Genomic DNA, 13,546 nt, shown 5'->3' with positions numbered 1-13,546 from the left:
TTCAGCGGGGAAGCCCAAGAAAAACTGGGGATAGTGTCGGAATGTAACTGGTGCTTTTAGCCAATACTTTTATTTTAATGTTCTTCTGAAGATTCTGACCAACCACGCGTCTCAAACCAAATACCTACAACAGTGGCTACCATGCCCGCTATAGGCATTAAGAAACCTTTATTTGAAGGGCTAAGCACAAGAGCACAGAAACACATAAAGCAAAGCACGGAGTATAAAGTCAAACGATCGAGTCCAGTCATGAGCAATCTCCACACTTATGTTATCAGATTGTTAACTAAGTTAAATCAATTCTCTTCGTTTGCCAAGAGGTTATTGAATATTTTTTCTTCGCCAGTATCATCTACCTCCTTAAAAGGCAACATGAGATATGACCATGACATTCAATGCAGAGCAGGCAGATAAAATACTGGTGGCTGAGGGAATGCGCTGTCCAGAGCCAGTAATGATGGTCAGGAAGACGATTAGAAACATGCAAGACGGTGAAATATTGCTTGTTACAGCTGACGACCCTTCCACCACCAGAGATATACCAAGCTTTTGCCGCTTTATGGATCATCAATTAATCGACGCTCAAACTGAGCAATTACCCTATCAATACTTAATCAGAAAAGGTATTAGGTAAAAGGATCGAATGAGAAAAAAATAGCCCTACTCGACTGTTAGTTAACCATCTCTTTCCTGCTCATACAGCTTCGATTGCAACTGATCCAATTGCTCTTTCATCAGGCGCACCTCTTCGTGCAGGGGCGCTATGTGCGCAACCCTAATCCAAGCCTCCACGGTTAGAGCAGTCAAAACAAAGGAGCCTGCAACTATTGGTAGCCACATATCTGTCAGGGCCATAGCCAGTAGGCACAACACTAAACCCAAACTAAACAGATAACTCTGACTTCTTGGAGACATTCCCATATAACGTGTAAGCACAATTTTCTCCTCCCGTTCAGGGCTGCGAAGATTCACACAACTAACATAGCACTACAATTATCAAACCGATATGTAATGGGACATTCCCTATAATAAATAGCTAGCAGGTATCTTGTCGTTATATATTACGACACACTAAAAAACACACCACCAGCAGCCAAGCCAACAAATAGCATGGCAGTAATTTTACGAATAATATTGAGTGGCAGCCTTCCAGCAGATAAGCGGCCGATAAAAACAACCGGTATATTAGCCAGCAACATACCTAGTGTAGTACCGATAATCACAAGAACTATTGCTTGCGCATATTGGGCACCAAGAACAGAGGTTGCTATTTGAGTTTTATCGCCGATTTCAGCAATAAAGAATGCAATAAAACTGGTCAGAAAAGCGCCACGATTTACCATGGTGTTATCCCCGTCTAGCTTGTCTGGAACTAAAACCCAGCATGCCATCGCAAGAAAGCTGATAACTAAGACCCACTTTAAAATCTGAGGAGGAATTTGATCGGCAAGCACCACTCCCAACCAAGCAGCAAGGGCATGGTTGACTAATGTTGCTAAAGAAATAGCAATAATGATAGGGATGGGCTTTTGGTAACGACTGGCAAGTAACAATGATAATAACTGAGTTTTATCACCTATCTCGGCTAAGGCGACGGTAGTAATTGAAATAGCTAAAACGCTCACGACATGCTCAATGAGGCAGGGATTATAATTTTAACCCAAGATAAACGCCGTGCCCCACCCCGGTTCACGTTGTTTATCTAAGGTCTTGCTAAACCCATCAAGCGATGAGCCTCGAACGCCATGGTGATTTTGCACCAATTATGTTGACGAACAAACCAGGCAGAAATCCTGCTGGTAAACTACTCCCCAAAGATGGCCAAATCTTAAAGAGCACAGCCACAAAGTACAAGTCAGATTTCCATCAAAAAACATCTTTTATTGAAAATAAAAACAATAAGCGCCGTAAACTCTATTAAAACGAAATTTTGACTACCAATTAAGCAATATTACCCCTACTCCCATAGACCAGATGTAGGTATACTTGATTGTCATTTTTTCAACCCTAGTTACTTTGAATCGCAGTTGTTGCGCAAAAAAGCAACAAACCAGACGAAAACACAAGTAATCACAGAATTTCGCGAACCTGACTTATGCAAAAATACGATACCAAAACCTTCCAGGGAATGATCCTCGCGCTACAGGATTATTGGGCTCAAAATGGTTGCACTATTGTTCAACCGCTTGATATGGAAGTTGGTGCTGGCACATCGCATCCAATGACCTGTTTACGAGCACTTGGCCCAGAGCCAATGTCCACCGCTTATGTACAACCTTCACGTCGCCCAACCGATGGCCGTTATGGTGAAAACCCAAACCGCCTACAGCACTACTATCAATTCCAAGTAGCGCTTAAGCCATCACCGGATAACATTCAGGAGTTGTATTTAGGCTCGCTTGAAGCGCTTAGTGTCGACCCTTTGGTTCACGATATTCGCTTCGTAGAAGATAACTGGGAGAATCCAACACTTGGAGCCTGGGGTTTAGGCTGGGAAGTTTGGTTGAATGGTATGGAGATTTCTCAGTTTACTTACTTCCAACAAGTTGGAGGTATTGAATGTAAACCTGTAACTGGTGAAATCACTTATGGTATTGAGCGCTTAGCTATGTACATTCAAGAAGTAGACTCTGTCTATGATTTAGTATGGAACAAAGCGCCAGATGGAAGTAGTGTTACTTATGGTGATATTTTCCATCAAAATGAAGTAGAACAATCGACTTACAACTTCGAACATGCTGACGTTGACTTCTTATTTGGCTTCTTTGAGCAGTGCGAAAAAGAATGTCGCGAACTACTAGAACTCGAAACACCATTATCACTGCCCGCTTATGAGCGCATACTAAAGGCAGGTCATGCATTCAATCTACTTGATGCTCGCAAAGCAATCTCTGTAACAGAACGTCAACGCTACATTCTACGCATTCGTAACCTCTCGAAATCAGTTGCAGAAGCATACTATGCATCTCGTGAAGCACTTGGCTTCCCAATGTGTAAAAAAGAACAGGTGTAAGGGATAAAGTCACATGGCAAAAGAATTTCTAATCGAGCTAGGTACAGAAGAGCTTCCACCGACACAACTTCGAACTCTAGCTGAAGCATTCGCAGCAAATTTTGAATCTGAGCTAAAAGGCGCTGAACTTGCTCATCAAGGGGTAAAATGGTTCGCCACTCCTAGACGCCTCGCACTAAAAGTAGCTGAACTAGCAGAGAGCCAAGCAGATAAAATTGTTGAAAAACGTGGCCCTGCAATTACTGCAGCATTCGATACAGAGGGCAACCCCACTAAAGCAGCTCAAGGCTGGGCTCGTGGCTGTGGTATTGAGGTTGAACAAGCAGAACGGATGGTAACAGATAAGGGTGAGTGGCTGTTATTTAAGCAAGAAGTCAAAGGTAAGCTAGCCTCTGAAATCTTAGTTGAACTTGTATCCAAATCACTTGCCAATCTACCGATTGCGAAACCAATGCGCTGGGGTAACAAAACAACACAATTTATCCGCCCAGTTAAAACCCTAACTATGCTCATGGGTTCAGAACTTATTGAAGGCGAAATACTTGGTGTAACTTCCACTCGCACCATTCGCGGTCACCGCTTTATGGGTGAGCAAGCGTTCACTATCGAATCAGCTCAACAATATCCTGTTATCTTACTAGAACGTGGTAAGGTCATGGCAGATTATGAAGCGCGTAAGGCCATTATAATTGAACAGGCTCAAAAAGCAGCAGCAGCAGTTGGTGGTACCGCTGACCTAGAAGATGAACTAGTGGAAGAAGTGACATCTCTAGTGGAGTGGCCGGTAGTTCTCACAGCCAAGTTTGAAGAAGAGTACTTAAAGGTCCCTTCCGAAGCCTTGGTGTATACCATGAAAGGTGATCAGAAATATTTCCCTGTTTACGATAAAAATAAGAAACTTCTACCTAACTTTATCTTCGTATCAAATATTGAATCGAAAGAACCTAAATATGTTATTGAAGGGAATGAGAAAGTCGTTCGACCACGTCTTGCAGATGCGGAATTTTTCTTCAACACTGACCGTAAACGTCCTCTTATCGATCGTCTACCAGAACTAGAACAAGCCATCTTCCAAAAGCAGCTGGGTACCATAAAAGACAAAACAGATCGTATCACTGAACTTGCTGGATACATTGCCGAACAAATTGATGCAGATGTTGAAAAGGCAAAACGTGCTGGCCTACTTGCCAAGTGTGATCTTATGACCTCAATGGTATTTGAGTTTACCGATACTCAAGGTGTGATGGGTATGCACTACGCACGCCATGACGGTGAAACAGAAGAAGTCGCAGTAGCGCTTAATGAACAATATATGCCTCGATTTGCTGGTGATGCCCTACCATCTGACGGTATATCTACTGCTGTAGCCATCGCAGATAAGCTAGATACCATAGTAGGTATTTTTGGCATTGGCCAAGCTCCAAAAGGCAGTGACCCATTTGCTCTGCGTCGAGCTTCTCTGGGTGTATTACGCATTATTGTTGAATATGGGTATAAGCTTGATCTAGTAGACCTTATTGCCAAAGCAAAATCACTGTTTGGTGAAAGACTAACAAACGACAAAGTTGATCATGATGTGATTGAATTTATGCTCGGTCGTTTTCGCTCTTGGTATCAAGATGAAGGTTTTAGTGTCGATATAATTCAAGCTGTGCTCGCACGTCGTCCAACCAAACCAGCAGACTTTGATCAACGCGTAAAAGCAGTATCACACTTCCGTGAATTAGAAGCTGCAGAATCTCTCGCGGCAGCCAATAAGCGAGTTGGCAATATTCTAGCAAAATTCGAAGGGGATTTAGCAGCTGAGATCGACCTCGCGCTTCTAGAACAAGAAGCTGAAAAGACGCTTGCGGCAAGCGTCGAAATCATGGCAGAAGCTCTTGAGCCAGCATTTGCAACAGGTAACTATCAAGAAGCACTAAGCAAGCTCGCCGATTTACGTGAGCCTGTGGATGCATTTTTCGATAACGTAATGGTCATGGCTGATGATGAAGCCTTAAAGAAGAACCGACTCACTCTATTAAACAAGCTCAGAAATCTCTTCCTGCAAATCGCAGATATTTCTCTTCTTCAGAAGTAAAGCTGGCTGCGATAGTAATGTAATAAAGCCCAACTTATTAAAGTTGGGCTTTATTTTTAAATAGCCGAATTTTGTCCTTTGCCTCAATATCACATTAGGGTATGTTCAAAGATTGCTCGTGTATTCACAGTCTATTAGTCTGTGAAGTACTAGGTCTTGTTGTATCCACAAGCTTCTAGCAATCCATAGATAAAAATAATCACAACATATTAGGTATAACGACAAATGCAATTCTCTAAGTTTGGTGAAAAATTCAATCAGTATTCCGGTATAACCCGCTTAATGGACGACTTAAATGACGGTCTGCGTACTCCTGGAGCCATGATGCTTGGAGGCGGAAACCCCGCTGCGATTCCAGCCATGCTCGAATATTTTCACCAAGCCTGTAAAGAAATGCTCACCAACGGAAAGCTGGTTGCCGCTCTCGCAAACTATGATGGCCCACAGGGTAAAGATGATTTTATTACTGCCTTGGCTGGTGTACTCAAACAAACCTATGGCTGGGATATCACAGCCAAAAATATTAGCCTCACGAATGGTAGTCAAAGCGGCTTCTTCTATCTGTTTAATTTACTTGCAGGTCAGCAAACTGATGGCTCACATAAAAAAATCCTTTTACCCTTAGCCCCAGAATATATTGGCTATGGTGATGCTGGAGTAGACGAAAATATCTTTATTTCGTACCGACCTGAAATCGACATACTCAATAATGGTCTATTTAAATACCATGTAAATTTTGAACAACTCAAAGTAGACGAGTCTGTAGCTGCCATTTGTGCATCACGCCCAACCAATCCAACAGGCAATGTGCTAACCGATGAAGAAATCCAAAAGCTAGACAAACTCGCTCGCGCAAATAACATTCCGCTATTAATAGATAACGCCTATGGATTACCCTTCCCCAACATTATTTTTGAGGATGTAAAACCATTTTGGAACGAAAACACTATCTTGTGTATGAGCTTGTCAAAACTTGGCCTTCCGGGTGTACGTTGCGGTATTGTTATTGCGAGCGAAGAGATCACCCAAGCCCTAACCAATATGAATGGTATCATCAGTCTAGCACCTGGAAGCCTGGGGCCAGCCCTTGGTCATCATATGATCAAAAATAATGATCTGCTCACTCTTAGCACTGAGGTTATCAAACCCTTTTATCAGCAAAAATCACAGCGTGCTGTTGAGCTTCTACAAACAGAAATAACAGATCCTCGTTTTCGAATCCACAAACCTGAAGGTGCTATCTTTCTTTGGCTTTGGTTTGATGAGCTCCCCATTACCACCATGGAATTATATAAACGCTTAAAGTCACGTGGCGTACTCATTGTCCCAGGAGAGTATTTTTTTATTGGTCAAGAAGATGACTGGGAACATGCTCATCAGTGCCTACGCATGAATTATGTCCAAGATGATAAGATGATGCAAAAGGGTATCAAGATTATCGCGGAAGAAGTAAGTAAAGCTTACCAAGAAAGTTAACGCCCTCCATTTAACACGATTAAAAAGAGCGCCTAAGGCGCTCTTTCACTCTTTATCAAAAACACTGACTACTTGGGATTAACTCTCAAGGAGCGTATTACCATTAATAGCTATGGTGCGCGGTTGCATCGCTTCTGGAATTTCACGTTCTAAATCTATATGCAAAAGACCATTTTCCATACTTGCGCCAACGACTTTCACATAATCCGCCAGCTGGAATTTACGCTCGAAATCACGCTCAGCAATACCTTGATAAACATAGTTCTTACTTTCTTCCTCTTTACGCTCACCTTTAACAATAAGTGTATTTTCTTTTTGAGTCAGCTCTAACTGCTGCTCGGAAAAACCGGCAACCGCCATAGTAATACGGTAGTGGTTTTCATCTTTTTGCTCGATATTGTAAGGGGGGTAACCACCAGATGTGTTCTTTGCTGATGTTGCTTCCATCATATTAAATAGACGATCGAAGCCAATGGCGTTGCGGTATAAAGGAGTGAAATCTACAGTTCTCATAATGCTATCCTCATTGTAAGCAATAGTCTTAGTCGTGAGTGAACCAGAATCTAGGCTTAGTTAGATACCTGTCGACTAAGGGAGTTTATCGCTATTCCACTGATATCTTTTGATATTCGGGGACATAAAAATAAACCAAAGTTAAGTTAAGTGCGTTGCTGACTATCCTCGTAATTTGAGCAATATTCAGCCTGCGCTGCAGAGGTAACGTGTCTTCTCTCTTGAGCAAGACGTTCGCCCTCTTCAATAACTGATATATGGATAGGAAAAGAACTTTTCAAGGGTTGTTTGTTAATTTTTAAGCACAGGATTCTTTGATTTAAAAACAAAAACACCGCCGGAAGGCGGTGTTTTCATGAACACATAGCAGGGCTACACATCCAAATTGGCTACCTTTAATGCATTCTCTTCGATAAAGTTTCGACGTGGTTCAACTTGATCACCCATTAAAGTGGTGAACAACTGATCTGCCCCAACAGCATCTTCAATCGTAACCTGCATCATACGACGGGTCTCTGGATCCATCGTCGTTTCCCAAAGCTGATCTGGGTTCATCTCACCCAGACCTTTGTAACGCTGAAGACTCAGGCCTCGGCGCGATTCTTTGATTAACCAATTCAAAGCATCAACAAAGCTTGATACAAGCTGATTTCGCTCGCCACGTTGAATATATGCACCATCTTCAATCAGACCATCAAGCGCCTCAGACAAACTTGCTAATTTACCGTACTCTTTTGAGTTTATAAGATCGACACTTAAAGCAAACTCATGAGTAACACCATGTGTGCGAACCAAGATTTTCGGCAGATTTAGACCAAGCTCAGCATGCTGTTCAACTTCAAAACTATACTGACTTGCACCCACTTCTTTAGCATTCAATTGCTCTACCAGCTGCTTAGTCCAAGCTTCAACAAAAGCTGCATCATGGCATTTTTCTGCTGTAATACGTGGCGTATAGATTAACTCATGTATCAGTGCGCGTGGATAGCGACGACTCATACGATCCACCAGCTTTATTCCAGCATTATATTGGTGAACCAGTTTCTCAAGCGCCTCTCCAGAAAATGCTGGTGCTTGTGCGTTAACATGCAAGGCAGCATTATCCAGCGCAAGCGTAACCTGATATTGATCCATTGCATCTTCATCTTTTATGTATTGCTCTTGTTTACCTTTCTTCACTTTGTAAAGTGGAGGCTGTGCAATGTAGATATAGCCACGCTCAATAAGCTCTGGCATTTGACGATAGAAAAAGGTTAACAATAGGGTACGAATATGTGAACCATCAACATCCGCATCTGTCATGATGATAATGTTGTGGTAACGCAGTTTATCTGGGTTGTATTCATCCCTACCAATACCACAACCAAGGGCTGTGATTAAGGTTGCAACTTCTTGAGAAGACAACATCTTATCGAAACGCGCTTTTTCTACGTTAAGAATTTTACCTTTTAGCGGAAGGATAGCTTGGTTTTTACGGTTACGCCCTTGTTTTGCTGATCCACCAGCGGAATCACCCTCCACTATATAAAGTTCAGATAGTGCGGGGTCTTTTTCTTGGCAATCAGCCAGTTTACCTGGCAAACCTGCCAAATCAAGAGCGCCTTTTCGACGTGTCATTTCTCGCGCTTTACGCGCAGCTTCACGAGCACGGGCTGCATCTATAATCTTAGAGCAAACAATCTTAGCTTCGTTAGGGTGTTCAACTAAAAATTCCGATAGTTTCTCACCCATTACCGACTCCACCGCCGACTTCACTTCAGAAGAAACAAGCTTATCCTTAGTCTGGCTTGAGAACTTAGGATCTGGCACCTTAACCGAGACAACAGCAGTCAAGCCTTCACGTGCATCATCACCAGAAGTAGATGTTTTTTCTTTCTTAGAAAAACCTTCTTTATCCATAAAAGAATTAATTGTACGCGTCAGGGCTGCTCTAAAGCCAGCAAGGTGAGCCCCCCCGTCGCGTTGAGGAATGTTGTTAGTAAAGCAGTAGATATTCTCTTGGAAACCATCATTCCACTGCATTGCAACCTCAACCGCAATACCATCTTCTCGCTCAGTATTAAAATGAAATACCTTTTCAATAATCGGAGTTTTATTGGTGTTAAGATGCTCCACAAATGCTTGAATACCACCCTGATACATAAAGTGGTCACTCTTATCTTCTTCACGATCATCAATGAGCTTAATCGATACACCTGAGTTGAGGAATGATAGTTCACGCAAACGCTTGGCAAGAATGTCGTAATGAAATTCTGTATTAGTGAAAGTGCCTTCACTCGGCCAAAAACGGATTTCTGTCCCTGTTTTATCTGTATCACCAGTTACAGAAAGTGGTGCTTGTGGCTCACCATGATGATAGGTTTGAGTGTGAATTTTACCGCCACGGCATATCTTTAATGATACTTGTCTAGATAATGCATTTACTACTGAAATACCCACACCATGTAAACCGCCCGATACCTTATATGAGTTATCATCAAATTTACCACCGGCATGAAGAACCGTCATAATAACTTCAGCAGCTGAAACGTTTTCTTCTGCGTGCATTTCAGTTGGAATACCACGCCCATCATCACTAACCGATACTGAACTATCCTCATGAATCGTCACGATGATATCTTTACAGTGACCCGCTAACGCTTCATCAATAGAGTTATCAACCACCTCAAAAACCATGTGGTGTAGGCCGGTACCATCGTCGGTATCGCCGATGTACATTCCCGGACGTTTACGTACTGCATCCAGGCCCTTTAGTACTTTAATACTCGATGAATCGTAATTTTCAGACATGAGTTATCTTCCACTATATATTTTGCTCTATTGTGCCATGTTCCAAGCGGAACATCCTGCCATTTTCGTCCAACATATCGTCGATCTGACTTTGGGTAATAGAGCTAACAAAAACCTGTGCCCGCGTCTCTTTTAAGCAGTCAGCAAGACGCTTGAGACGTTGACTATCTAATTCAGAGGCAAAGTCATCAATTAAGTAGATACATTGCTTGTTGGTCACCTCTGTTAGGTGCTGCCCCTGCGCCACTCGTAGCGCACACACCATAAGCTTGAGCTGACCTCGTGATAAAACATCCTCGACAGGAGTCCCATTAACTTTAATTCTTAAATCGGCTTTATTGGGACCACTAAAAGTATACCCTAGCGCCTGATCTCGTTCGAAGTTTTCCTTTAGGATGCGATCATAAGGTGTGTTTTTTCCCCAACCTCGTGAATACTTCAATTGGATTTCAAACTCAGGTAAAAATACCTGACATATTTGTGTTACTTTCTCACTCACCTGCTTAACATAATCGGCACGCCAGCGGCTAATGTTCTCAGCTAGGCCAGCCATTTCTTGATCCCAATACGAAAGCTCACGGTAGCAAGATGCTGTTTTTAAAAGCGCATTCCTTTGTTTGTTAAGACGTTTAAATCGCCCCCACGCATCATAAAATGCTGGTTCAATATGAAAAATGCCCCAATCGATAAAAGCTCTGCGATGTTTCGGCCCATCAGTCAGCAAGTCAAAGCCTTCTGGATGGATCAACTGTAATGGCAATACCTGTGCTAACTGAGCCAGTTTTTGACTAGGTTGACCACCTATTTTAACCTCTGTTGAGCCGTCACGCTGCTTATTAATGCCAATTGGTAGCTCAAATTGATCCGAGTTCAAAAAACGGCCATGGACAAACAGCTGATCGCAATCATTTTGAATCACTCGCCCCGTAAGGCTGCTTTTAAAGGAGCGGCCATGACCAAGCAAATATATTGCTTCCAGAACACTCGTTTTACCACTGCCATTTGGACCTATAAGAAAGTTAAAACCTGCTGATAGTTCAATATCACAAGCTTCAATATTACGAAACTGCTGAATAATAAGGCGTGAAAGTGGCATGTTAGAGTCGAATTGGCATAACTACATACATGGCGCTGTCATCATCAACATTTTCTACCATAGTACTAGCAACCGCATCAGACATAGAAATACGAACTTTTTCACAGCGTAATGTATTCAGAATATCCAGCACATAGCTTACGTTGAATCCAATTTCGATATCTTCGCCTTCGAAGCTAACATCCAGCATTTCTTCTGCTTCTTCTTGCTCAGGATTATTAGCCGTAATACGTAGCTCATTACCAGCTAAGTTTACTCGCACTCCGCGAAACTTCTCATTCGATAAAATCGCAGCGCGAGAGAATGCTTGACGCAATTCATCACACCCAGCTTCAAGTGTTTTACTTGTCGATTGAGGCATAACTCGACGATAATCAGGAAAGCGGCCATCCACGAGCTTAGATGTAAAAACAAAATTGTCGACTTCAGCGCGAACATTTGAGCTGCCAATTTGCAGTGTCACAAGCTGCTCTGGCACATCGAGCAATTTCATTAACTCAAGAACACCTTTACGTGGCACAATAATTTGTTGCTGGGCAAATTCTGTCTCTAACTGGGCTTGCGATACTGCCATACGATGGCCATCGGTAGCCACACTGCGCAATATCGAACCATCGATTTCAAACAGCATTCCATTTAAGTAGTAGCGCACATCTTGGTTAGCCATTGAAAACTGGGTTTTTTCTATCAACCCTCTCAGTACCCCTTGGCTAAGAGACAGCTCCACATCACTTTGCCAATCTTCAATATTTGGAAAGTCATTAGCAGGCAGAGTCGACAAGGAAAAACGACTTCGGCCAGAGCGAAGTTGAGCTCGATCGCCTTCAAGAATAAATGTAATAACTGAGCTATCCGGCAGTCCACGACAAATATCGAGGAACTTACGAGAAGGTACAGTGACACTACCGGCCTCAAAATCTCCTTCCAAGGTCACACGACTGATGAGCTCGACTTCCAAGTCTGTAGCTGTCATAGAAAGCATGTTGCTTTCAACTTTAAGCAACAAATTACCAAGAATAGGGAGAGTTGGACGACCACCCAAAGCGCCAGACACTTGCTGAAGCGGCTTGAGTAAGTGGTTACGTTCAATGGAAAATTTCATAGTGCGCTCTTTCAGAATTCGTTTAGCTTAATATGGAATAATTTTATTTCGTGCTTAGAATACTGTGATTTAAGAAGAAAGGGTACGAATCAGATTAGAATAATCTTCTTTGATGTCGTGACTTTCTTCGCGCAGTTGTTCTATTTTCCGACAAGCGTGCAGTACTGTTGTATGGTCACGACCTCCAAATGCATCACCTATTTCAGGTAAGCTGTGGTTAGTCAGCTCTTTTGCTAATGCCATTGCTAACTGACGAGGACGAGCAACAGAACGTGAACGGCGTTTAGACAACAAATCGGCCACTTTAATTTTATAGTATTCAGCAACTGTTTTTTGAATGTTATCTATGGTGACTAATTTTTCTTGTAAAGCAAGGAGGTCACGCAAAGCCTCACGGACAAAATCAATAGTGATCGGGCGCCCGGTAAAGTTTGCATTTGCAATAACACGATTGAGTGCCCCTTCCAATTCTCGCACATTAGATCTCAACCTTTTAGCAATGAAGAATGCAACCTCGTCGGCAAGATGGATTTGATGAACTTCAGCTTTTTTCATCAAGATCGCGACACGAGTTTCAAGCTCAGGAGGCTCGATCGCAACCGTCAAACCCCAGCCAAAGCGTGACTTAAGACGATCTTCCACACCATTAATCTCTTTAGGGTAACGGTCTGACGTCAAGATGATCTGCTGGTTTCCCTCCAATAAAGCATTAAATGTATGGAAAAATTCTTCCTGGGAACGCTCTTTGTTGGCAAAAAATTGGATGTCATCTATAAGCAAAGCATCAACACTGCGGTAGTAACGCTTAAACTCTTCAATAGCATTGTTTTGCAATGCTTTAACCATATCCTGAACAAAGCGCTCAGAGTGCATGTATACGACTTTTGCATTAGGTTTATTATCTACAATTGCATTACCAACCGCATGCAGTAAGTGTGTTTTACCTAAGCCTGTCCCACCATAAAGAAATAGAGGGTTGTATGCAGCTCCAGGGTTATCAGCAACTTGCCGCGCAGCAGCCAAACCCAGTTGGTTAGACTTACCTTCAACAAAGTTATTGAATTTATGCTTGATGTTCACGTTAGAGCGATGATTGATTTCAGCAAGTTTCTGCTCATCATCATCCCATGTTTTATGCACGGGTTTACGCGCCTGAAGCTGAGCAGGCGCAGATGACTCCGCAGCAACATCTGCCGGGGTTCGTTTCGGCGCAGGCTTAGGGACCGAAATTGGTTTACTCCCGACTTCAAATCGCAAACTAGGAATATCGTTTCCACAATATTCCTGCAATAGCCGATTGATGCTATTAAGGTATCGATCGCGAACCCAATCCATTACAAAACGGTTAGGCGCAAATAAAGTGAGCGTACTGTCATTGAGCTCCGCTTGTAACGGACGTACCCACATACTGAATTCTGTAGCTGGTAGCTCTTCTTGAAGCTGCTGCATACATTGCAACCAAAGCGAAGATGACAC

The 13,546-nt window shown here is 42.6% G+C and carries 12 protein-coding genes; 4 read left to right on the top strand and 8 right to left on the bottom strand.

The window, feature by feature from the left end:
* Positions 1-74 precede the first annotated feature (74 nt).
* Positions 75-251, bottom strand: a complete 177-nt coding sequence (locus tag OCV27_RS00060; RefSeq protein WP_171360808.1) for a hypothetical protein — start codon at positions 249-251, stop codon at positions 75-77.
* Between the two features lie 134 nt (positions 252-385).
* Here OCV27_RS00060 and tusA point away from each other — a divergent pair, with 134 nt between their 5' ends.
* Positions 386-634 carry a sulfurtransferase TusA gene (tusA, locus tag OCV27_RS00055; protein ID WP_125319611.1) on the top strand — a complete coding sequence of 83 codons (249 nt, stop codon included), beginning with the start codon at positions 386-388 and terminating at the stop codon, positions 632-634.
* 41 nt (positions 635-675) lie between these two features.
* Here tusA and OCV27_RS00050 read toward each other — a convergent pair whose 3' ends face one another.
* Both OCV27_RS00050 and OCV27_RS00045 read right to left on the bottom strand, forming a co-directional pair.
* Positions 676-936 carry a hypothetical protein gene (locus tag OCV27_RS00050; RefSeq protein ID WP_125319581.1) on the bottom strand — a complete coding sequence of 87 codons (261 nt, stop codon included), beginning with the start codon at positions 934-936 and terminating at the stop codon, positions 676-678.
* Between the two features lie 125 nt (positions 937-1,061).
* Positions 1,062-1,625 carry a TMEM165/GDT1 family protein gene (locus OCV27_RS00045; RefSeq protein WP_125319580.1) on the bottom strand — a complete coding sequence of 188 codons (564 nt, stop codon included), beginning with the start codon at positions 1,623-1,625 and terminating at the stop codon, positions 1,062-1,064.
* A 470-nt stretch (positions 1,626-2,095) separates the two neighbouring features.
* On the opposite strand from OCV27_RS00045, the gene glyQ reads away from it, so the two are divergent.
* The 3 genes from glyQ to OCV27_RS00030 all read left to right on the top strand — a co-directional run bounded on the left by glyQ (position 2,096) and on the right by OCV27_RS00030 (position 6,569).
* Entirely contained in the window at positions 2,096-3,013 is a 918-nt protein-coding gene (glyQ, locus tag OCV27_RS00040; protein WP_125319579.1) for a glycine--tRNA ligase subunit alpha, read from the top strand.
* A 13-nt stretch (positions 3,014-3,026) separates the two neighbouring features.
* Positions 3,027-5,093 carry a glycine--tRNA ligase subunit beta gene (gene glyS / locus OCV27_RS00035; RefSeq protein WP_125319578.1) on the top strand — a complete coding sequence of 689 codons (2,067 nt, stop codon included), beginning with the start codon at positions 3,027-3,029 and terminating at the stop codon, positions 5,091-5,093.
* A 225-nt stretch (positions 5,094-5,318) separates the two neighbouring features.
* Positions 5,319-6,569, top strand: a complete 1,251-nt coding sequence (locus OCV27_RS00030) for a valine--pyruvate transaminase (protein ID WP_125319577.1) — start codon at positions 5,319-5,321, stop codon at positions 6,567-6,569.
* Positions 6,570-6,647: 78 nt separating this feature from the next.
* On the opposite strand, the gene OCV27_RS00025 is transcribed toward OCV27_RS00030, so the two are convergent.
* From OCV27_RS00025 to dnaA, 5 genes are all read right to left on the bottom strand, one after another.
* Positions 6,648-7,082, bottom strand: coding sequence for an Hsp20 family protein (locus OCV27_RS00025; protein ID WP_125319576.1), 435 nt, complete (start codon positions 7,080-7,082; stop codon positions 6,648-6,650).
* 372 nt (positions 7,083-7,454) lie between these two features.
* Positions 7,455-9,872 carry a DNA topoisomerase (ATP-hydrolyzing) subunit B gene (gene gyrB / locus OCV27_RS00020; protein ID WP_125319575.1) on the bottom strand — a complete coding sequence of 806 codons (2,418 nt, stop codon included), beginning with the start codon at positions 9,870-9,872 and terminating at the stop codon, positions 7,455-7,457.
* Between the two features lie 13 nt (positions 9,873-9,885).
* Positions 9,886-10,968 carry a DNA replication/repair protein RecF gene (recF, locus tag OCV27_RS00015; protein ID WP_125319574.1) on the bottom strand — a complete coding sequence of 361 codons (1,083 nt, stop codon included), beginning with the start codon at positions 10,966-10,968 and terminating at the stop codon, positions 9,886-9,888.
* Between the two features lies 1 nt (position 10,969).
* Positions 10,970-12,070: a DNA polymerase III subunit beta gene (gene dnaN / locus OCV27_RS00010; protein ID WP_125319573.1), complete on the bottom strand. Its 1,101-nt coding sequence runs from the start codon at positions 12,068-12,070 to the stop codon at positions 10,970-10,972.
* Between the two features lie 69 nt (positions 12,071-12,139).
* Positions 12,140-13,546, bottom strand: coding sequence for a chromosomal replication initiator protein DnaA (gene dnaA, locus OCV27_RS00005; RefSeq protein WP_125319572.1), 1,407 nt, complete (start codon positions 13,544-13,546; stop codon positions 12,140-12,142).

Source organism: Vibrio pectenicida (assembly GCA_024347015.1).
Classification (GTDB): domain Bacteria; phylum Pseudomonadota; class Gammaproteobacteria; order Enterobacterales; family Vibrionaceae; genus Vibrio; species Vibrio pectenicida.
Note: the sequence above shows the minus strand (reverse complement) of the source record. Positions and strands in the feature narration are given on the sequence as shown.

Excerpts from the sequence above, each read along its gene's own strand:
- OCV27_RS00060 (WP_171360808.1), bottom strand. The coding sequence starts at position 251 with ATGACTGGACTCGATCGTTTGACTTTATACTCCGTGCTTTGCTTTATG.
- tusA (WP_125319611.1), top strand. The coding sequence starts at position 386 with ATGACATTCAATGCAGAGCAGGCAGATAAAATACTGGTGGCTGAGGGA.
- glyQ (WP_125319579.1), top strand. The coding sequence starts at position 2,096 with ATGCAAAAATACGATACCAAAACCTTCCAGGGAATGATCCTCGCGCTA.
- glyS (WP_125319578.1), top strand. The coding sequence starts at position 3,027 with ATGGCAAAAGAATTTCTAATCGAGCTAGGTACAGAAGAGCTTCCACCG.
- OCV27_RS00030 (WP_125319577.1), top strand. The coding sequence starts at position 5,319 with ATGCAATTCTCTAAGTTTGGTGAAAAATTCAATCAGTATTCCGGTATA.
- OCV27_RS00025 (WP_125319576.1), bottom strand. The coding sequence starts at position 7,082 with ATGAGAACTGTAGATTTCACTCCTTTATACCGCAACGCCATTGGCTTC.
- gyrB (WP_125319575.1), bottom strand. The coding sequence starts at position 9,872 with ATGTCTGAAAATTACGATTCATCGAGTATTAAAGTACTAAAGGGCCTG.
- recF (WP_125319574.1), bottom strand. The coding sequence starts at position 10,968 with ATGCCACTTTCACGCCTTATTATTCAGCAGTTTCGTAATATTGAAGCT.
- dnaN (WP_125319573.1), bottom strand. The coding sequence starts at position 12,070 with ATGAAATTTTCCATTGAACGTAACCACTTACTCAAGCCGCTTCAGCAA.